Source organism: Nocardiopsis sp. LDBS0036 (assembly GCF_041228755.1).
Classification (GTDB): domain Bacteria; phylum Actinomycetota; class Actinomycetes; order Streptosporangiales; family Streptosporangiaceae; genus Nocardiopsis; species Nocardiopsis dassonvillei.
Genome location: NZ_CP141103.1, coordinates 5,122,987 through 5,142,602, shown reverse-complemented (window position 1 = coordinate 5,142,602; position 19,616 = coordinate 5,122,987). Strand labels below are relative to the sequence as shown.

Sequence of the window (19,616 nt, the reverse complement as noted above, 5' to 3'; positions counted from 1 at the left end):
GGGGCCGGGTGCGCCGGAGGGTTGTCCCCAGGCGGGGACTCCCCCTTCCGGGGCGGTTCCGCCGCGGCCTGGCGTGGTGAAGGGGGTTCCCCCCGCCCCGTGCTGCCCGCACACCATCGATACCCCGCCCCGCGCCCCGACGCCGACCGGGGCCGTGGCCCGAGCCCGCATCTGCGCGACGCCCCGGAGCGCCCCGCCGCCGACCCGGGGCGTGTCGCCGCACCCCACGGCCCCGCGACCCCGCGACTCACGGCTCCGGGCAGGCCGGGGCGCCGTTCCCACCGTCGGCGAACACGGCCGGGACGTAGTCGCCCTCACCGATCCGGTACCAGGCGCTACTCGTCCCGAACGTCCCCGCCATCGCGTCGCCGACGGCCTGGCAGGCCACGTCGACGTTGGCGCTGTGCGCGGCCAGGCCCACCGGCTCGTGCTCCAGCCCCGGACCGCCGCGCACGACCACGGGGTGCCGCTGGTCGGCCGCGGTGATCCGCGCGCGCCTGCGGTACTCGCCGGTCCACAGGTAGTCGACCCGCACCCATCCGTTGGTGGGCAGTTCCAGCCCCTGCCGGAACGCGCCGTCGGCCAGGTCGATACCCGCCGGGTTGCGCACCCGGCGCCCGAACCCGTCGAGACCGCCGTTGTGCCCCAGCGTGTAGGCCGCCTGCGCCTGCGGGCGCCCCCGCGCCAGGTCGGGCCAGGTCTCGCGTTCGGCGTTCCAGTGGTCGTCCCTGGTGTTCCAGGGCCCCACGTCCCACACCGGCAGGTAGGCGCAGCGCGGCCGGTGGTCCTCGGTGACGTCCCGTCCCTCGGGGCCCAGGGCGCCGGTGGTGCACACCCGCACGGTGTACTCGCCGCCGCCCCGGACCGCCAGGCCCCGGCGGGAGGGCAGGGCGGCGAAGTGGTCGTTCTCGCGGATCCTGTGGCCGTTGGCGGTGGTGTTGCCGACCAGTCCGATACGGGTGGCGAAGAGGGTGGCCGAGAACGGCTCGGTGCTATCGCCGTGGTCGCCGGAGTCGTCGGGACCCGAGGGGTCGGTGGGGGTTTCGGGGCCTCCCGGTGCGGAGGGGCCGGGGGGAGCGCCGGAGCTTCCCGGTTCCACCGGTTCCGAGGGGTCGGTGGGGGCGGCGGGACCGGTCGGCGCGGTCGCGTGGCCGTCCTGCCCGTCGCCGGGCTCCCCGGTAGCACCGCCCCGGGGCGGTTCCCCGTCCTCCTCCAACGGGCGGATCCGCAGTCCCGTGAGGCCGTTCCCCTCCCCGCTGAGCCGTACCCGCACCTGTACCCGCGCGACCTCGTGCGGCAGCGTCACCCGCCCGTCCCCGACGGGGTGCCACTCGGTCCAGGCCCCGCCGGTCCGGTCGCCGCGCAGTTCCGTGGTCACCTCCCCCGGACCGCCGTCCGTCCGCACCCGCACGTCCACGGTGGCGGCCGGGGCCTCCAGCGGCTGCGGGGGAAAGACCGCCAGACCGCCGCGCCGGGGCTCCGGATCCCAGCGGGCCACGGGCCCGCGGCCCGCGTCACCGTCCAGGCGCAGCGTTCCGGACTCCAGGACCAGGCCGATCCGGTCGGCGGAACCCGGTTCCTGGCGCAGCCAGCCCTCCTCCGCGAGCGCCGGGACCGGGGCCGGGGGCGCGAGGAGCACGAGAGCGCCCAGGGACGCCAGGGTCTTCGCGGTGCTTCTGGCGCGCTCGCGCCTCGTGTGGAACATTCCCGCCCTGCCAAACACGTGGAGTTACCAGAATGAACACTTCCAGTAAGCAATCCGGCGCGAACGCACTCAAGCAGCCCGTGTCGGGTGTCGGCCTCACAGCGGTAAAAGTCCGACTCGGGAACACGGTGGGATCTGTTCCGGGAACGGGCACGGCCCGGCTCCCGGTGGCCTCGGACGCCGACCCGGCAGCACCCGCACCGGCCCCGCCGCGGGTGCGGGGAGCGGTGTTCTAGGCGAAGGCCAGCAGGCAGGCGGTGAACCCGTGCACGTGGTTGACCCCGCCGACCGGGCCGATCTCGCCCGCGGCGAAGAACCCGGCGACGGCGTCGACGCCGAGGACGCGGTGGACGGCCAGGACGTCGTGGTCGGACTGCGGGAAGAGGGAGGACCCGCGGCCGTTGCAGGAGAAGAGCAGACCGGCGCCGACGGGGTGTTCGGCGCCGAAGTCGCTGAGGCGGCGGGCCAGGTCCTCGTCCGCGGTACCGGCGTCGCGGACCTGGAAGCGGACGGTCTGGCCGACCTCGACCATGTCGTCGATGGTGAGGGCGCCGAGTTCGGGGTCGGCTCCGGCCAGGGTGCGGATGAGGAAGTCGCCCTGCTCGTGGCGGTCGACGTACTCGTCCATGGCGATGCCGATGTGCAGGCCGTGCTCGGCGAGTTCGCGGTCCTCCTCGGAGAGGGACTCGACCAGCTCCTCCAGCTTCTCGTAGGCGTTGGTGCCCGCGAGTTCGAGCAGGAGGTTGCCCTCGGCCTTGGTGACGGTCATGGGCGAGCCGATGGGGCGGCAGCCCTGGCTCACGACGGTGCCGAGGACGTTCTCGCCGCCGACGAGGACGCCGATGGCGCCGTGCTCGGCCACCTCGCCGTCGCAGAAGAGCCGTACCGACTCCTCACCGCGCATGCCGTCGGCCATGCCGCCGACGAGGGGCAGGCCGCCGAGGGCCTCGGTGGACTCGCGGACGAAGGCCTGGGTGGGGAACTCGTAGGGGTTGGTGAGCAGGATGGCCACGCTGTCGCGGGGGCCGGGCTCCTGCATGCCGATGACGGCCAGGTGGTCGTCCTCGACCACGGTGTCCAGTCGGAACGGTGTGATCTCCACGCCGGGCAGACCGGCGCACCACACGCTGACCGAGCCCTGGCCCTCGACGCTGCGGCCGCCGCCGATGACCCCGGTGGAACTGCATCCGAGGGTGGCCGCGTCGCCCGCCAGCTCCATGACGCGCTTGCCCGCGAGGGTGACCTCCTCGGGGTCGGCGCCGCAGACGAAGAAGCACACCAGGTCGGTAGGGCCGTCCACCTGTTCCAGGGCACTCAGTACGGCGCGCTCGGCCGCGTTCACGAGGTCGGCCCCCGTCGTCAGTGCATCGCCGAACCGTGCCACCAGCTGCCACCCCCGGTCTCGCCGGCCGTCGCGGCCGGACGCAGGACTCCACCGTCGCGTCCCATTCTTCCACCTCGGCGTCGAACAGGAGGTTTTCCGGTGAACTGACACGGACTCCGACAGCGGTGCGGCGTGCGGGCAGCACGATGCGGCCGGAGCCCCTGGGCCCCCTTGTATCCAGGAAACAGCACGCCAACCCCGGAAACCAGACGCTCCTTGACGGCTGTGGATAGGTTCGTGGGGTGAGCGCCCTTCCCGAAGCCCCCTCCCCCGCCCCGCCCCCGCTCCCGCGCACCCGCGCGGACCTGCGCGGATCCGGGCACGTCCACCGACCGGTCGCCGCCGAGGTGCGGGAGAACCTGCTGCGGCGGATGGCCTCGGGACAGCCCCGGTTCCCCGGGGTGCACGGGTTCGACGCCACCGTGCTGCCGCAGGTGGAGCGGGCCCTGCTGGCCGGACACGACATCGTCCTGCTGGGCGAGCGCGGCCAGGGCAAGACCCGGCTGATCCGCACCCTGGCGACCCTGCTGGACGAGTGGTCCCCGGCGGTGGCCGGGTGCCAGGTCAACGACCACCCCTACACACCGGTCTGCCCGGCCTGCGTGCGCCGTTCGGCACGGGAGGGCGACGGCCTGCCGGTCGTGTGGCGGCACCGCTCGGAGCGCTACGGCGAGAAGCTGGGCACGCCCGACACCGGCGTGGGCGAGCTGATCGGTGACGTGGACCCGGCGCTGTTGGCGCGGGGACACTCCCTCGGCGATCCCGAGACCATCCACTACGGCCTGGTGCCGCGGGCCAACCGGGGCGTGTTCTGCGTCAACGAGCTGCCCGACCTGCCCGCACGGGCCCAGGTGGCGCTGTTCAACGTGCTGGAGGAGCGCGACCTCCAGGTACGCGGCTACAACCTGCGGCTGCCGCTGGACCTGCTTCTGGTGGCGAGCGCGAACCCGGAGGACTACACGAGCCGGGGACGCATCGTCACCCCGCTCAAGGACCGCTTCGGCGCGCAGGTGCGCACCCACTACCCGCTGACCCTGGCGGACGAACTGACGCTCATCCGGCAGGAGGCGGCGCTGCCCGAGGGCACGACGGTGCCCTCGCACCTGCTGGAGGCCGTGGCGCGCTTCACCCGGCTGGTCCGCGCCTCGAAGAAGGTGGACGCCCGTTCGGGGGTGTCGGTGCGCTTCTCGGTGTCCGCGGCCGAGACGGTGGCGGCGTCGGCGCTGCGCCGGGCTGCCCTGACCGGCGGGGAGGTTCCGGTGGCCCGGGTGTGCGACCTGCCCGCCGCGGTGGAGCCGCTGCTGGGCAAGGTCGAGTTCGAGACGGGTTCCGAGGGCCGCGAGGCGGAGATCCTGCACGCGCTGCTGCGCCGGGCGGTGGCGGAGGTGTTCCGCGAACGCCTGGGAACGGCGGACCTGTCCGAACTCGCCGACCGCTTCTCGGGCGGCGGCACGGTGGAGACCGGTGACCTGGTGGGCGCCGCCGAACTGCTGCGGCGGGTGGGCGCGGTCCCGGGACTCGCGGCGATGATCGGGCACGCGGCCCCCGAGGACGAGGACGGCCCGCCGACGCCGGGGCTGGCCGCCGCTGTGGTGGAGTTCGCGCTGGAGGGCCTGTACCTGGAGCGCCGGCTGTCCAAGGACGCGCTTCCCGACGGAGGGGTCTACCGCTTCTAGGCGGTCTCCAGGCGGCGCCCTCCGGAGGCGTCCGCGCGCCGGGGCCCTCTCGGGCGCGGCCGTTCGGCGGCCGGCTCGCCCGGCCAGGACTGCCGGTTCCCGAATCGGGAAGATAGCCGGTGCGTGTGCGCGGGACGAGAAGGAGGCGGACGCCTGTGAGGTTTCGGTACCGGGAGTACATGGGCGGCCCCGACCCGCTGGCCGAACCCGACCCGCCGCCCGAGGAGGCCGTGGCGGCGGCGCGGGAGCTGCTGGTACTGGTCGCCTCGGCGCTGGAGGCGGATTCCGCGTCCGCTTCGCGGTTCCCGGAGACGGGTTCCGCGACCGACCAGGAGGACCCGGGAGTGGATTCCGCGACCGGTGGGGGCCCGGTGGCGGGTTCCGCGAGCGGCCCGGGGGTTCTGTCCGAGGAGGACCGGCGGCGGCTGTCCGCCCTGGAGGACGTCCTGTCCCGGTACGCCGACGGCGACCGCGCGGCCCTCGGCCGGGCGGACGCCACCGCCCTGGGCCGTCTGCCGGGGCTGCTGGGCGGGGAGGCCGGCCGCATCCTGGCCCGCCTGGACGGGGCCGACCACGGCCTGAGCCCGCGCGAACTGCGCCGCCTGGGCGAGGTGGCGCTGCGCGAGGCCGAGGCCTCCCGGCGCGGACGCGGGGGCCCCGGCGGAGCACACCGGGGAGGCACCGCGCCCGGCGGGGAGCCCACGGGCCTGTCCCTGCCCCGCGACGAGGACGGCGACCGGCCGTTGGACGCGGTCGCGACCGTGCGCGAGGCGGCCCTGCGCCGGGCCCGCCCCGGAGAGCGCGGCGTGGCGCTGCGGGCCGAGGACGTGCGGGTGGCCGGGGCGGAGCCGTCGGAGGCAGCGGCCGTGTCCCTGCTGGTGGACCTGTCCCATTCGATGGTGACCCGGTCCCTGCACGAGGCCGCCACCCGGACCGCGCTGGCCCTGCACACCCTGGTGTCCACGCGCCGCCCGCAGGACCGGCTGCACCTGGTCGGCTTCGGGGAACGGGCGCGGGAGCTGACCCCCGCCTCACTGGTGGCGCACGACTGGCGCCGCGTCCCCGGGACGAACCTGCACCACGCGCTGCGGCTGGCCCGCGCCCACCTGCGGCGCCACGGCGGCCTGCGTCCGCAGGTACTGGTGGTCACCGACGGCGAGCCCACCGCGCACCTGGGCGAGGACGGCGACGCCCGGTTCTCCTGGCCCCCGGCCCCCCGCACGGTGGAGCTGACCTTCGCCGAGCTGGACGCCGTCCTGCGCGGGGGCGCCGAGGTGACCTTCTTCCTGCTGGCGGACGATCCGCGGCTGCGCGCCTTCCAGGAGCTGGTGGAGCGGCGGCGCGGGACGCGGGTGGTGCACGCCGGAGCCGAGGAGCTGGGGCCGCTGGTGGTGGACCGCTACCTGCGCTGAGCCGGGCGCCGCGAGGGCGGACCGGATCCCCGTGGAACGGACTTGGCCGCCGCGGCGGGGAACCGGCGCGGACACCGGGACTCCGCCGGAGCCCGCCCGGCCGGGTACCGGGACAGCGGCCCGGTGTGGTCGGCTCCGAACTCCGCGCGGGCTGCCGACGGCCCGACCGGTCAGCGGCCGGGCGCGTCGGCGGCGCGGCGGGTCAGCGCTCGAAGATGCTGACGTCGGAGGCCAGCACCAACAGCTCCTCGGGGGCGCCGCCGCCGGAGTAGAGCAGCTGGTGCCGGTTGGCGGGCATGACCGTCTCGGTGAACCGCAGCGGGCGCATGCCCTCGTAGACCACCCGCTCCTGCACCAGCAGCGGGATGCCCGGCCCCAGCCCGAAGGAGTCCGCCTCGTCCTGGGAGGGCATCCGGGCGCCGACGATGTCCCAGTTCCACTCCTCCCGGTACCCCAGTGACCGCAGGACGGCGGCGACGCCCTCCTCCAGGCGTTCGGGGGACATGAGCGGGGTGTTGCTGGCGATGCCGTACGGGAAGTAGGTGACCTGGGACTGCCACAGGCCGCCGTCGACGAACCGGTCGGAGGAGCGGATGACCACCAGGTCCCCGCGCGTACGGCCCTCGGCCCCGTCGCTGCGCAGGCGCTTGGCCACCTTGGGGCGCATGGTGTCCAGGCTGACCTTGATCTTCTCCTGGACCTGGTCGTATCCGGCCTCGCGCAGGTGGGGCTGGTAGCCCGCCTCGAAGCGCTCGGAGTCGCCGCCCCCGGTCACGGGGGTGGCCAGGTGGACGATGGGCCGGTGGTCGGCGACGAAGGCCCCGCGTCCGGGCTGGATGGCGACGCGCCCCTCGTCCTGGAGGATGCGCATGCCCAGACGGGCGGTGGCGCGGGAGACGTCGAGCTGCTCGGCGAGCTCCTCCTCCCCCGGCAGCCGCTCCCCCGGCTTGTAGTCGCCCCTGGCCAGCGCCTCGCGCAGGTGGTCGGCGACAACCGTCTTCCTCGACGTGCTCATGCTTGTGCTCAGTCCCGGTGGTAGGCGTTCATGTTGCCGTTCTCGTACTGGTAGCGGATGCTGTGGCCCGCGTAGACGGTGTGCACGAGCCGGATGGGGCGCTCCTCGGACAGGTCGGTCCGGTGGACGGTCAGCACCGGGACCCCGGGCGGGAGTTCGAGCTGGCCCGCCTCCTGCGGGCTGGGCATGCGGGTCTCCAGCTCGTCGACGAACCCGACCTGGCGCTGTCCGTACTCGGCCAGCACCGACAGGGCGCTCTCCACGTCCTCGGGAAGCATGAGCGGGGTGCCCTCGACGAGGTCCATGGGGTAGTAGGCGGTGCTGACGGAGGCCGAGACCTCCCCGGAGAACCGGTACATCCGGCGGACGACCGTCATGTCGCCCTCGGGGACGCGCAGGCGGCTGGCGATGTCGGGGGTGGCGCTGAGGAGCTGGAGCTCCTCCAGGACCTGCCCGGTCATACCGGACTCGTGGAGGCCCCCGGGGCCGACGCGGTTGGCGTGGAAGGTCTCGGGGACCACGTCCTGGACGTAGTGCCCGCGCCCGGGGCGGCTGACGATCAGCCCCTGGTTGCGCAGCATGCCCAGGGCCAGCCGGATCGTGTTGCGGGACGCCTCGAAGCGCTCCTCCAGCTGCTTCTCCGACGGCAGCTGCGCGCCCCGGGTCAGGGAGCCCTCCTGGATCTCGCGCCGCAGGGTTCGGGCGATCTGTCGGTATCTGCTTTCGGCCCGCATATATCAGTCCTCGCCGGGGTATGAGACCAACAACCTAGCTTGTACCAACAAGATGATCGGAACACCAGGAGATCAGGTCCATCCGGTCAACATGAGCCCATTTTAAGTGAAGGCCACCCTCAGTACGCGACACCGCCGGAAGAACACTCCCCAGAACGGGCGTCGGCGGTTCCCCTCCCCTTCGACCCAGGCGCCTGACCCCCGCGGCACCGCAAAGGAAACACCACGGTGAGACACCGCTCGGCGTCCCCCCTCTCCGGAGGAGGGCACGCAGGACACGGATAGGAACTTCCCCCCCGAGGAGAACACCATGATCCCCATCGTTATCGCCCTCGTCGGAGTCGTACTCCTGGGCCTGGCCGCGGGGTTCTTCCTCGCCGTCTCCATCGGCATCCGCCGACAGGACCGCCGGGGCGCTTACCGCTCCCTGCGCGAGGACGGCGAGGGCACCCCCCTCTCCCGCACCGGGAGCCTCGTGGTGGGGCTGCGCTTCCGCGACGGGGAGCACCCGTCCACCCCCTCCACGGACCGCACGCCCACCGCGGTCTGAGCGGGAGGAGCTGAGACGGACGCCGCGGCGACGGAGCCGCGGCGCGGACCGGCGAGAGCCGATCCGCGCGACGCCCCTCCCTAGCCCTCCAGGGCCTGGAGCAGGTCCGCCACCAGGTCGTCGGCGGACTCGATGCCCACGGAGATCCGCACCAGGTCGGCCGGGACCTCCAGCGGGGAGCCCGCGGTGGACGCGTGCGTCATCCGACCCGGGTGCTCGATCAGGGACTCCACCCCGCCCAGGGACTCGCCGAGGGTGAAGACCTCGGTGCGCTCGCACAGGGCGAGCGCCGCCTTCTCACCGTCGCGCAGGGCGAAGGAGACCATGCCGCCGAAGGCCCTCATCTGCCGTTCGGCGGTCTTGTGCCCCGGGTGGGCGTCCAACCCGGGGTAGAACACCCGGCGCACCGCGGGGTGGCCCTCCAGGGCCGCCACCACCTTCTCGGCGTTGGCGCTGTGCCGGTCCATGCGCACGCCCAGGGTCTTGATCCCGCGCAGGGTCAGCCAGGAGTCGAACGGCCCCGGGACCGCGCCCATGGTGTTCTGGTGGAAGGCCAGCCGCTCGCCCAGCTCGGCGTCGGAGACCACCAGCGCTCCCCCGACCACGTCGGAGTGCCCGCCCAGGTACTTGGTGGTGGAGTGCACGACCACGTCCGCGCCCAGGGTCAGCGGCTGCTGGAGGTAGGACGAGGCGAAGGTGTTGTCGACCACGTGCAGGGCGCCGGCGTCGTGCGCGATCTGCGCGACGGCCTCGATGTCGGTGATGTTGAGCAGGGGGTTGGTGGGCGTCTCGGTCCACACCACCCTGGTGTTGGGCCGCACGGCCGCGCGCACGGCCTCGGGGTCGGACTGGTCGACCGCGTCCCACTGCACACCCCAGCGCTCGACCACCTTGGAGACCAGGCGGAAGGTGCCGCCGTAGGCGTCGCCGGGGATGATCAGGTGGTCGCCGGGCGAGAGCACCGTGCGCAGCAGGGTGTCCTCGGCGGCCATGCCGGAGGCGAAGGCCAGGCCGCGCACCCCGGACTCCAGGGCGGCCAGGCACTCCTCCAGGGCCGCGCGCGTGGGGTTGCCGGTGCGCGAGTACTCGTAGCCCTGGCGCAGACCGCCCACGCCGTCCTGGGCGTAGGTGCTCGTCTGGTAGATCGGCACCACCACGGACCCGGTTCCGGCGTCCGGCTCCTGCCCCGCGTGGATGGCCAGCGTTTCAAACCCGTCGAACTTCATGGGGCCACCTTAGTGCCCGCTGACCTCACCGATCGCGTTTTCCACAGGCCGGCGCCGATGGGCGCGGGCGCGCCCGGGAGCCGTCCACAGGCCCGGACCGGGGCTGGCGCCGGAGGCCCTCCCCGCGGTTTCCTGGATAACGGGGGGTCCCCGGGGACCCCCGGCACCGTGCTGCCCGCGTACCGGCCCTAGACGGGCGGGAAGCGGGTGGAGGACCCGGGCCGGGGCGGCTCGGCGGGCACCTCCGGCGGCAGCCCGGTGACGGGGGTGGGCACCCGGGTGGGGGTGCCGGTCTCGCGCAGCGGCGGGTCCCAGCCCAGTTCGGGGTCGTGGGTGCGCACGACCTTCCCGGGCACGCCGGCGATGACGGCGTGGTCGGGGTAGGTGCCCGGCCGGACCACGGTGCCCGCGGCCACGACCGAGTTGCGGCCCAGGTGCACGCCGGGCAGGATCACCGCGTTCGCGCCGATCCAGGTGCCGTCGCCGATGCTGACGGGGTCGTCCACCGGCCACTGGAGGCCGACGGGGATCTCGGTGTTGCCGTAGGCGTGGTTCTGGTCGGTGATGTAGACGTAGGGGCCGGTGTACACGTGGTCGCCGATGTCCACGGACCTGTGGGCGACGATGTGCGAGCCGCGCCCGATGGCGCAGCCCGAGCCGATCCGCACGACCGTCCCGGGGCCCAGGTCGTAGTCGGGCCCCATCCCGGCGGCGAGGGTCATGTCCCCGCCCAGGACGGTGTGCACGCCGATCTCGATCCAGGGCTCGCCGTAGAGGGTGGCCGTGGGGAAGGCGATCGCCGAGCCCGTGCCGAAGCGCGCGAACCTGCGGGCCGCCCTGGAGTCGGCGCGGATTTCGGCCTTGGCGCGGGCGTACGACCAGACGGAGCGGAGAACCCAGGACAACAGCCGCGACACGCGTGCCCCCATTTATTACCTACCAGTAACTGTCGCGAACATTAGCAGTGTTCGAGTATGCGACGACATGTCCGGTCGGTACACAGCGGGGCCCGAACCGTGCTCGGTTCGAGCGCGGTCCGGGCCCCGTGGCGGTTTCGCGGAGGTTCCCGCGGACGGGGTCAGCCCGACAGGTGGGCCAGCAGGTCCTGGCGGGTGAGGATCCCCACCGGCTTGCCGTCGCGCAGCACCACCAGGGCGCCGGACCCGCGCAGCAGGCGGACGCAGTCGCTCACGGGGGTGCCGGTGCCCACGGTGGCCAGCGGCCTGCCCATGTGGGTCTCCACCAGGTCGTCCAGCTGCGCGCGGCCGTCGAAGAGGGCGTCGAGGAGGTCGCGCTCGGCGATGGAGCCGACCACCTCGGCGGCCATGACCGGGGGCTCCTCCTTCATCACCGGCACCTGGGAGACGCCGTACTCGCGCATGATGGCCACGGCCGTGCCGACGGTCTCGTCCGGGTGGGCGTGCACGAAGTCGGGCATCTCCCCGCCCTTGGCGGCCAGCACCTGGCCCGCCGTGGCCTCCTCGGTCTCGGCCGACAGGAAGCCGTAGTCGGCCATCCACTCGTCGTTGAAGATCTTGCCGAGGTAGCCGCGGCCGCCGTCGGGCAGCAGCACGACGACGACGTCGTCGGGACCGGCGTCCCGGGCCACGCGCAGGGCCGCCTCGACGGCCAGGCCGCAGGAGCCGCCCACCAGCAGGGCCTCCTCCCGGGCCAGGCGGCGGGTCATGAGGAAGGAGTCCTTGTCGCTGACCGCCACGATGTCGTCGCACACCGAGGTGTCGTAGGTGCCGGGCCAGATGTCCTCGCCCACGCCCTCGACCAGGTACGGGCGGCCCGAGCCGCCGGAGTAGACCGAGCCCTCGGGGTCGGCGCCGACGATACGCACCGCGCCGCCGGAGACCTCCTTGAGGTAGCGGCCGGTCCCGCTGATGGTGCCGCCGGTGCCGATGCCCGCCACGAAGTGGGTGATGCGGCCCTCGGTCTGCTCCCAGATCTCGGGGCCGGTGCTGTGGTAGTGCGACTCCGGGTTGTTCGTGTTCTCGTACTGGTTGGGCTTCCAGGCGCCGGGGATCTCGGTGGCCAGCCGGTCGGAGACGGAGTAGTAGGACTCCGGGTGGTCGGGGGCGACGGTGGTCGGGCAGACCACGACCTCGGCACCGTAGGCGCGCAGGACCGAGAGCTTGTCCGGGCCGACCTTGTCCGGGCAGACGAAGACGCAGCGGTAGCCCTTCTCCTGGGCCACGATGGCCAGGCCGATGCCGGTGTTGCCCGAGGTCGGCTCGACGATGGTGCCGCCCGGCTTGAGCTCGCCGCTCTTCTCGGCCGCCTCGACCATGCGCAGCGCGATGCGGTCCTTGACCGAGCCGCCCGGGTTGAAGTACTCGACCTTGGCGAGGACCGTCGGGGCGTTCGGGCCGAGGACCTGGGTGACCTTGTTCAAACGGACGAGCGGAGTGTCCCCGACCAGGTCGATCAGTGAGTCGTATACCCGCACTTGCGCTCCCTCTGCGTCGTGGCGGCCGGGTTTCGGCCCGCCATGTCCTCGCCCCGGTGGCGAGCCCGGGGCGCTGGGCCGGTCCGACCCGTCTCAGTTCAGACTCTAATGGTCTCCACCAGCCGGTTCCGCTGCGTCGGGGAACCGGCCGCCCTCCCGCGGAGGAAGGCCGGAGCGGCCGGTGCCCGAACGCCCGGCGGCCCCCGCGCCCCCACCCGGGGGACGGCCGTCCGCCCCTGTTCCGCCCATACCGCTCCCCTCACCCCGGGGCGCGGATTGTGTACCGCTCAGGTACGTGATTCCGGGGTTGCCCACCGGTAACCTCGCTCGTATCCGTCCCGCCCAGGGCAGGCGGGTCCGAGCCTCGGGGGTGTCCGGTGCTGCGAGCCGCACGCGCAAGACGGATCGCCGCTGCCACCGCGTTCGGCGGCGGCGGGCTCACGCTCGTGGGCGGCGGCACCGTCGCGCTCCTCTACCTCCAGGCCAGGCTGGCCCGGCGCGCGGTCGGCTCCCCCCGCTGGGACAGGCCCGTGGTCAACGGCGTCTACGGCGGGGGCTCCGGACCGCCGATCCGCATGCTGATGATGGGCGACTCCACCGCCGCCGGGTTCGCGGTCGAGCGGGCCGACCAGACCCCCGGCGTCCTCCTGGCCTCGGGGCTGGCGGCGGCCGCCGAGCGCCCCGTGCGCCTGCGCTGCACCGCCTCCCCCGGCACCACCTCGGCCAACCTGGCCGTCCAGATCGAGCGCTCCCGCGCCCTGGAGGAGGCCACCCGCTACGACCTCGCGGTCATCTTCGTCGGCGCCAACGACGTCATCCGCCGCGTGCGCCCCAACGACGCCGTCGCCCAGCTCCGCGAGACCGTCCGCAAACTGGTCGACCACGGCACGCAGGTGGTGGTGGGCACCTGCCCCGACCTGGGCACCGTCCGGCCCATCGGCTGGCCGCTGCGTTCGGTGGCCCGCCTCGCCTCCCGCCAGCTCGCCGCCGCCCAGGTCATCGCGGTCACCGAGGCCGGAGGCCGCGCGGTCTCCATGAGCGACGTGCTGGCGGACGATTTCCGGACAGATCCTGCTTCCATGTTCGGGCCTGACCGTTTTCATCCGTCAGCTCTCGGGTACTCGCAGGCCGCCTTCGCCGTCCTGCCCTCGGCCTGCGCCGCCCTGGGGCTGCTGCCCGAGCTGGACGACGCCGAGCGCAGCAGCGGCGTCCTGCCGGTGGACCGCGCGGCCGTGGTGGCCGCCCAGACCCCCGGAACGGAGGTCTCCCGGGTGGACGCCCAGGCCAGCGGGGTCATCACATCCGGCAGGCACGGGCGCTGGGCGGCGCTCGTGCGCGGCCCGTTCCACCTCCGGGGCGGCCGCGGGCACCCGGACGGGTCGACCGGGATGGCCACGACCGAGAACGCCGACCGTTCCGGGGAGGGCGGTTGAACGCCGACCCCGGGTGGCGTGCGGGACCCCCGGCCAGGTTTACTGGTCGGTAACAACCGAGGCCGGAGCAGGTCGCCCGGCCCTCCGGATCCACAGCTGCACACGCAGCACCTCAACCGTTAGGGACGCAGCCATGCCCGAAGCAGTCATCGTCGCAACCGCCCGCTCCCCCATCGGCCGCGCCTTCAAGGGCTCGCTCAAGGACATCCGGCCGGACGACCTGACCACCCAGATCGTCCGCGCGGCGCTGGCCAAGGTCCCCGAGCTGGACCCGGGCAGCATCGACGACCTGATGCTCGGCTGCGGCCTGCCCGGCGGCGAGCAGGGCTTCAACATGGCCCGCATCGTGGCCGTCCAGCTGGGTCTGGACACCGTCCCGGGCACCACGGTCACCCGCTACTGCTCCTCCTCCCTCCAGACCACCCGGATGGCCTACCACGCCATCAAGGCGGGCGAGGGCGACGTCTTCGTCTCCGCGGGCGTGGAGACCGTCAGCCGGTTCGTCAACGGCAGCAGCGACGACGGCAACAACGAGAACCCGCTCTTCGACGACGCCAAGGCCCGTACCGCCAAGCGCGCCGAGGGCGGTGCCGGAACCTGGACCGACCCGCGCGAGGACGGCAACCTGCCCGACGCCTACATCGCGATGGGCCAGACCGCCGAGAACGTCGCCCAGGCCACCGGCGTCTCGCGCCAGCGCCAGGACGAGTTCGCGGTCCGCTCGCAGAACCTCGCCGAGAAGTCCCTGGACAACGGCTTCTGGGAGCGCGAGATCACCCCGGTGACCCTGCCCGACGGCACCGTGGTCAGCACCGACGACGGCATCCGCCGAGGCACCACCTACGAGAAGGTCTCCGAGCTCAAGCCGGTGTTCCGCCCCGACGGCACCGTCACCGCGGGCAACGCCTGCCCGCTCAACGACGGCGCCTCGGCCGTGGTCGTCATGAGCGACACCAAGGCCGCCCAGCTGGGCATCACCCCGCTGGCCCGCATCGTGTCCACCGGGGTGACCGGCCTGAGCCCGGAGATCATGGGCCTGGGCCCGGTGGAGGCCTCCCGGCAGGCGCTGGCCCGCGCCAACATGGCCATGGGCGACATCGACCTGGTCGAGATCAACGAGGCCTTCGCCGCGCAGGTGCTGCCCTCCGCCGACCAGCTGGGCATCGACATCGACTCCCAGCTCAACGTCAACGGCGGCGCCATCGCGATCGGCCACCCGTTCGGCAGCACCGGCGCCCGCATCACCGGCACGCTGATCAACGGCCTGCGCTTCCACGACCGGACCTTCGGCCTGGAGACCATGTGCGTCGGCGGCGGGCAGGGCATGGCCGCCGTCTTCGAGCGCCTGAGCTGACGCTCCGCGAGGCCCGGGGCCCGGAACGCGCCGCCGGGGTCCCGGTGGTGCTTGCGGGCCCTTCGCCGTGCACGGCCCCTCCCGTCGGCCCGTGCCGCGACCGACCGCTCCCGTCCCCCGCGTCAGGGTCGCGGACGCCGGGGGCGCAGCTGGCCGGCAGCCCCTCCGTCTCCGGAACACGCACGAAACCCCGCCTGTCACAGCAGGGTTCGTCTGGATACCCCTTCAAGACGAACGTTCTCACACCTGCAAGGTAAAAGCTGGTGACCGGGGCTTGTCCAAAACGTGATCCTGATGCAGGGTCGCAGGTAAGTGCCACACGCCAACGCGCTGCCGGAGGTGCCCATGTCGGTAACCCACTCGCCGGAGATCCACGCCAAGCTCATCGAACGCATCCCGGTCGTCACCGGCCGGGGACTCCACGAGTGGTTCGACGCCCTGGACGGGGGACCGGGCCTGGTGCGCTGCCAGGACCGGTCGAACTGGCTCGCCGACGAGTACGAGTTGCCCCAGTGGTACGCGCAGGCCCTCGTGACGGAGTACGACCGCCGTCGCAGGAACCGCTCCATCCCCGCGCCCCGACGCGGGAAGGCCTGAGCGCGCCGCGGGCTCGCCGACCACGGCGAAGGGGCCGCCGCCCGGACATCCGTCCGGGCGGCGGCCCCTCGCGTGGGTGTGCGGACGCCGCGGGCGGCCGCGGGAGTGCTCCGCGCGTCGGGCGCGGACTACTCCGCGAAGATCGACTTGATGATCCAGAGCAGGCGCAGGATCTCGATGTAGAGCCAGACCAGGGAGACGGTCAGGCCGAAGGCGAACTGCCAGGCGAACTTGTTGGGGATGCCGGCGTTGAGGCCCTCCTCGATGCCGCGGAACTCGATGGCCAGGGTCAGCGCGGCCAGGACCACGAACACCAGGCCGACGAGCAGGCCGAGCGGGCTGGGCTCGCGCAGACCGATGCCGCCCGCGATGAAGAAGCTGGCCACGAAGTTGACCAGCATCAGGGCCGCGGCGCCGATGACCGCGTACGTGACGACCTTGACGAAGCCGTCGGTCACCTTGATGACGCGGAACTTGTACAGGGCGAGCATCACGGCGAACACCACGACGGTGCCCAGCACCGCCTGGGTCACGAGCGTGCCGCCCGCGCTGGCGTCACCGGTGGTGACCGACAGGCTGTTGGCCAGGATCGCGGAGATGCCGCCGACGAGCAGGCCCTCCAGGGCGGCGTAGCTCAGGATGGCGACGGGGTTGGTGATCTGCTTGAAGGAGATCACCAGGCCCAGCACCAGACCGCCGAGCGCACCCACGAGGGTGAGCACCACGGCGATGCCCGGAGCCGAGCTGAAGAGGAAGTAGTTGACGACGGCGAAGGCCGCGACCACGCCGAGCGTCATACCGGTGCGCACGACCACGTCGTCGATGGTCATCGGCTGGTTGTCGGTGCTCTGCACCGGACCGCCGGGGTAGCCCTGCTGGGGGTAGGGCTGGCCGTACCCCTGCTGCGGGTACGGTTGTCCGTACCCCGGCTGGCCGTAGGGACCCTGCTGCTGGCCGTAGCCGTAACCCGGCTGGCCGTTGAACCCCTGCTGGGCGTGCCCGGCAGGACCGGCCTGCTGGAGCGCCCGCTTGAGGACGGGGTTGGAACTCCGCATCCGCATGTCTAGTCAAGACCCTTTCACGCGTGGATTGCTGCCCACAAGGTAACGTACGCTCCTCATCCGGAGTTCCACGGGCAAGGTCACTGTTCAGACACGGCGCCGCGGCCCGGCCGGGGCCGGCCCGCGGCCCTCGCGCGGCGCGTGGGCGCCCGCCCCGCGGACACGCGGGAGGGGGCCGGCGCCCGAGGACACCGACCCCCTCCCCCTCGGCCCGGGCCGCCCGCGGGCGACGGAGCCGTGACGGCCGCGCTAGCCGCGCGTGACCAGGGACCGGGCGAGGAAGAGCACGTTCGCCGGACGCTCCGCCAGACGGCGCATGTAGTAGCCGTACCACTCGTCGCCGTAGGGCACGTAGACCCGCATCCGGTTGCCCTCGGCGGCCAGCCGGACCTGCTCGGCGTCGCGGATGCCGTAGAGCATCTGGTACTCGAAGTCGTCCTCACCGCGGCCGTTGGCGGCGGCCAGCGAGCCGGCGATGGCGATCATGCGCGGGTCGTGCGAGGCCACCATCGGGTAGCCCTCGCCCTCCATCAGCACGCGCAGCGCGCGCACGTAGGCCTTGTCCACCTCGGCCTTGTCGCGGAAGGCCACCGACTCGGGCTCGTCGTAGGCCCCCTTGCACAGGCGCACGCGCGAACCGGCCCCGCTCAGGTCGCGGCAGTCGGCCTCGGTGCGGCGCAGGTAGGCCTGGAGCACCGCGCCCACGAAGGGGAAGTCCTGGCGCAGTTCGCGCAGGATGCCCAGCGTGGAGTCGGTGGTGGTGTGGTCCTCCATGTCCAGGGTCATCGTGGTGCCGACCGCCTTGGCCGCCTCGGCGATCCGGCGGGCGTTGTCCAGGGCGATCTTCTCGCCGTCGCTGTTGAGGAACTGGCCCACGGCCGAGAGCTTGACCGAGACCTCGGCGCGCTCGGCCAGGCCCGCCTCGCCCAGCGCGGCCAGCAGGTCCCGGTAGGCGGTCACCGTCGCCTCGGCCTGGGCCGTGTCGGTGGTGTCCTCACCCAGGAAGTCCAGGGTGACGTGGCGGTCCCGGGTCAGCTCCCCGACCACGGGGAGCGCTTCGTCCTGGGTGGAGCCCGCGACGAACCGCTTGACCATGGCCCGGGTGACGGGGGTGCGCTCGACGATGGTGCGGCAGGTCTGGGACCTGGCGGCGAGCAGCAGGGGTTTGCGAAGCATGGTGACCTCGGGAAAGACGTGCGCGAGCCGGTGGGCTGGCGCGGGCGGGGCGCGGCGGGGTTCGTCCCGGCCGCGCCGGTGGATGCGGGCTGGTTCCCGGGCCCCCTCAGGACGGGAGGGTGCCCGGGCCCCTCGTCAGCCCTGGTGGGGGTAGGAGGAGACCGTCGGCGCGACGAAGGTCTCCTTGATGGCGCGCGGGCTGGACCAGCGGGACAGGTTCTGCGCCGAACCCGCCTTGTCGTTGGTGCCGGAGGCGCGCCCGCCGCCGAAGGGCTGCTGGCCCACGATGGAGCCGGTCGGGCGGTCGTTGACGTAGAAGTTGCCCGCGGCGAAGCGCAGGGCCTCGCTGGCCTTGGCCACGGCGGCGCGGTCCCTGGCCAGGACGGCGCCGGTCAGGGCGTAGGCCGAGCCCTCGTCGACGGTCTTGAGGACCTCGTCGAACTTCTCGTCCTCGTAGACGTGGACGGCGACGACCGGGCCGAAGTACTCGGTGCGGAACACGTCGTGGGACGGGTCGGTGCCCTCGATGATGGTGGGGCGCACGAAGTAGCCGACGGAGTCGTCGGCGGTGCCGCCCGCCAGGACGGTCAGGGTCGGGTCGGACTTGGCGTCCTCCAGGACCTTGGCCAGCTTGTCGAAGGCGCGGCGGTCGATGACGGCGCCGACGAAGTTGGACAGGTCGGTGACGTCGCCCATGGTCAGGGCCTCGGTCTCGGCGACGAGGTCGTCGCGGACCTGCTCCCACACCGAGCGGGCGACGAAGGCGCGCGAGGCGGCCGAGCACTTCTGGCCCTGGTACTCGAAGGCGCCGCGCACGATGGCGGTGCGCAGGACCTCGGGGTCGGCCGAGGAGTGGGCGACGATGAAGTCCTTGCCGCCGGTCTCGCCGACGATGCGCGGGTAGGAGCGGTAGTTGGCGATGTTCTCGCCCACGCTCTTCCACAGGTGCTGGAAGGTCTTGGTCGAACCGGTGAAGTGCACACCGGCCAGCTCCGGGTCGTTGAGGGCGACGTCGGAGACGGCGAGGCCGTCACCGGTGACCATGTTGATGACGCCGGGGGGCATGCCCGCCTCCTCCAGCAGGCGCATGGTCAGCTCGGCGGCGAACTGCTGGGTCGGGGACGGCTTCCACACGACCACGTTGCCCATCAGGGCCGGGGCGGTGGGCAGGTTGCCCGCGATGGCGGTGAAGTTGAAGGGGGTGATCGCGTAGACGAACCCCTCCAGGGGGCGCTGCTCCATGCGGTTCCACACGCCCTTGACGCTCAGCGGCTGCTGGGCGATCAGGTCGCGGGCGTAGGAGACGTTGAAGCGCCAGAAGTCGATCAGCTCGCAGGCCGAGTCGATCTCCGCCTGCTGCACGGTCTTGGACTGGCCGAGCATGGTGGCGGCGTTGATGGTGGCGCGCCAGGGGCCCGAGAGCAGTTCGGCGGCGCGCAGGAGGATGGCGGCGCGGTCGTCGAAGGACATCGCGCGCCAGGCGGGGGCGGCGGCCTTGGCTGCGGCGACGGCGTCGCGGGCGTCCTCGTGGGTGGCGTTGCGCATGGTGCCCAGGACCGCGGCGTGGCGGTGCGGCTGCACGACGTCGATGGGCTCGCCGCCGCCCATGCGGCTCTCGCCGCCGATGCGCATCGGCAGGTCGATGCTCCGGCTGCCGAGCTCCTCCAGCTTGGCCACGAGTTCCTCGCGCTCGGCGCTGCCGGGCGCGTAGGACAGAACGGGCTCGTTCTGGGGCAGAGGGACGTTGGTCACGGCGTCCATGGGCACCTTCCCGGTGAAGAATGTCCCTGAAACAAGCAGGGTTGGCTGACTCAACGCTCCCAGAAGCAGGGCGTGCG

General features: G+C 73.0%; 16 protein-coding genes. 6 read left to right on the top strand and 10 right to left on the bottom strand.

What is annotated here, in order from left to right; translation table 11 throughout:
* Nucleotides 1–247: 247 nt before the first annotated feature.
* Together UIS43_RS22020 and UIS43_RS22015 are read right to left on the bottom strand one after the other, a co-directional pair.
* On the bottom strand, nucleotides 248–1,705 hold the full coding sequence (locus UIS43_RS22020; protein WP_071621274.1) for a hypothetical protein: 1,458 nt from the start codon (nucleotides 1,703–1,705) through the stop codon (nucleotides 248–250).
* A 232-nt stretch (nucleotides 1,706–1,937) separates the two neighbouring features.
* Nucleotides 1,938–3,089: an FIST N-terminal domain-containing protein gene (locus UIS43_RS22015; protein ID WP_013151149.1), complete on the bottom strand. Its 1,152-nt coding sequence runs from the start codon at nucleotides 3,087–3,089 to the stop codon at nucleotides 1,938–1,940.
* Between the two features lie 242 nt (nucleotides 3,090–3,331).
* Between UIS43_RS22015 and UIS43_RS22010 the strand changes: the two genes are divergently transcribed.
* Together UIS43_RS22010 and UIS43_RS22005 are read left to right on the top strand one after the other, a co-directional pair.
* Complete coding sequence (locus tag UIS43_RS22010) at nucleotides 3,332–4,765, top strand: sigma 54-interacting transcriptional regulator (RefSeq protein WP_370011524.1); 1,434 nt, start codon at nucleotides 3,332–3,334, stop codon at nucleotides 4,763–4,765.
* Nucleotides 4,766–4,920: 155 nt separating this feature from the next.
* Entirely contained in the window at nucleotides 4,921–6,177 is a 1,257-nt protein-coding gene (locus UIS43_RS22005; protein WP_041552140.1) for a VWA domain-containing protein, read from the top strand.
* Between the two features lie 202 nt (nucleotides 6,178–6,379).
* Here UIS43_RS22005 and UIS43_RS22000 read toward each other — a convergent pair whose 3' ends face one another.
* Both UIS43_RS22000 and UIS43_RS21995 read right to left on the bottom strand, forming a co-directional pair.
* A complete protein-coding gene (locus UIS43_RS22000; RefSeq protein ID WP_013151147.1) occupies nucleotides 6,380–7,192 on the bottom strand; it encodes a GntR family transcriptional regulator in 813 nt (270 codons plus the stop codon).
* An 8-nt stretch (nucleotides 7,193–7,200) separates the two neighbouring features.
* On the bottom strand, nucleotides 7,201–7,926 hold the full coding sequence (locus UIS43_RS21995; RefSeq protein WP_013151146.1) for a GntR family transcriptional regulator: 726 nt from the start codon (nucleotides 7,924–7,926) through the stop codon (nucleotides 7,201–7,203).
* 310 nt (nucleotides 7,927–8,236) lie between these two features.
* Here UIS43_RS21995 and UIS43_RS21990 point away from each other — a divergent pair, with 310 nt between their 5' ends.
* Nucleotides 8,237–8,476 carry a hypothetical protein gene (locus UIS43_RS21990; protein ID WP_013151145.1) on the top strand — a complete coding sequence of 80 codons (240 nt, stop codon included), beginning with the start codon at nucleotides 8,237–8,239 and terminating at the stop codon, nucleotides 8,474–8,476.
* Between the two features lie 80 nt (nucleotides 8,477–8,556).
* Here UIS43_RS21990 and UIS43_RS21985 read toward each other — a convergent pair whose 3' ends face one another.
* The 3 genes from UIS43_RS21985 to UIS43_RS21975 all read right to left on the bottom strand — a co-directional run bounded on the left by UIS43_RS21985 (nucleotide 8,557) and on the right by UIS43_RS21975 (nucleotide 12,157).
* Nucleotides 8,557–9,702, bottom strand: a complete 1,146-nt coding sequence (locus tag UIS43_RS21985; protein ID WP_013151144.1) for a cystathionine gamma-synthase — start codon at nucleotides 9,700–9,702, stop codon at nucleotides 8,557–8,559.
* Between the two features lie 188 nt (nucleotides 9,703–9,890).
* On the bottom strand, nucleotides 9,891–10,631 hold the full coding sequence (locus UIS43_RS21980; protein ID WP_370011519.1) for an acyltransferase: 741 nt from the start codon (nucleotides 10,629–10,631) through the stop codon (nucleotides 9,891–9,893).
* A gap of 149 nt (nucleotides 10,632–10,780) precedes the next feature.
* The gene (locus UIS43_RS21975; protein ID WP_013151142.1) at nucleotides 10,781–12,157 is read right to left on the bottom strand and encodes a cystathionine beta-synthase; all 1,377 of its coding nucleotides are present in this window, start codon (nucleotides 12,155–12,157) and stop codon (nucleotides 10,781–10,783) included.
* A 377-nt stretch (nucleotides 12,158–12,534) separates the two neighbouring features.
* Between UIS43_RS21975 and UIS43_RS21970 the strand changes: the two genes are divergently transcribed.
* The 3 genes from UIS43_RS21970 to UIS43_RS21960 all read left to right on the top strand — a co-directional run bounded on the left by UIS43_RS21970 (nucleotide 12,535) and on the right by UIS43_RS21960 (nucleotide 15,541).
* Nucleotides 12,535–13,590 (top strand): SGNH/GDSL hydrolase family protein, encoded by a 1,056-nt coding sequence (locus UIS43_RS21970; RefSeq protein ID WP_013151141.1) that lies wholly within the window; start codon nucleotides 12,535–12,537, stop codon nucleotides 13,588–13,590.
* A 133-nt stretch (nucleotides 13,591–13,723) separates the two neighbouring features.
* The gene (locus tag UIS43_RS21965) at nucleotides 13,724–14,944 is read left to right on the top strand and encodes an acetyl-CoA C-acetyltransferase (protein WP_013151140.1); all 1,221 of its coding nucleotides are present in this window, start codon (nucleotides 13,724–13,726) and stop codon (nucleotides 14,942–14,944) included.
* Nucleotides 14,945–15,289: 345 nt separating this feature from the next.
* Complete coding sequence (locus tag UIS43_RS21960; protein WP_013151139.1) at nucleotides 15,290–15,541, top strand: DUF4287 domain-containing protein; 252 nt, start codon at nucleotides 15,290–15,292, stop codon at nucleotides 15,539–15,541.
* A gap of 128 nt (nucleotides 15,542–15,669) precedes the next feature.
* Here the strand turns inward: UIS43_RS21960 and UIS43_RS21955 are convergent, their stop codons facing one another.
* The 3 genes from UIS43_RS21955 to pruA form a co-directional block, all read right to left on the bottom strand.
* On the bottom strand, nucleotides 15,670–16,602 hold the full coding sequence (locus UIS43_RS21955) for a Bax inhibitor-1/YccA family protein (protein WP_013151138.1): 933 nt from the start codon (nucleotides 16,600–16,602) through the stop codon (nucleotides 15,670–15,672).
* 249 nt (nucleotides 16,603–16,851) lie between these two features.
* Entirely contained in the window at nucleotides 16,852–17,778 is a 927-nt protein-coding gene (locus UIS43_RS21950; protein ID WP_013151137.1) for a proline dehydrogenase family protein, read from the bottom strand.
* Nucleotides 17,779–17,913: 135 nt separating this feature from the next.
* Nucleotides 17,914–19,539 (bottom strand): L-glutamate gamma-semialdehyde dehydrogenase, encoded by a 1,626-nt coding sequence (gene pruA, locus UIS43_RS21945; RefSeq protein WP_071621271.1) that lies wholly within the window; start codon nucleotides 19,537–19,539, stop codon nucleotides 17,914–17,916.
* Between the last annotated feature and the right edge of the window lie 77 nt (nucleotides 19,540–19,616).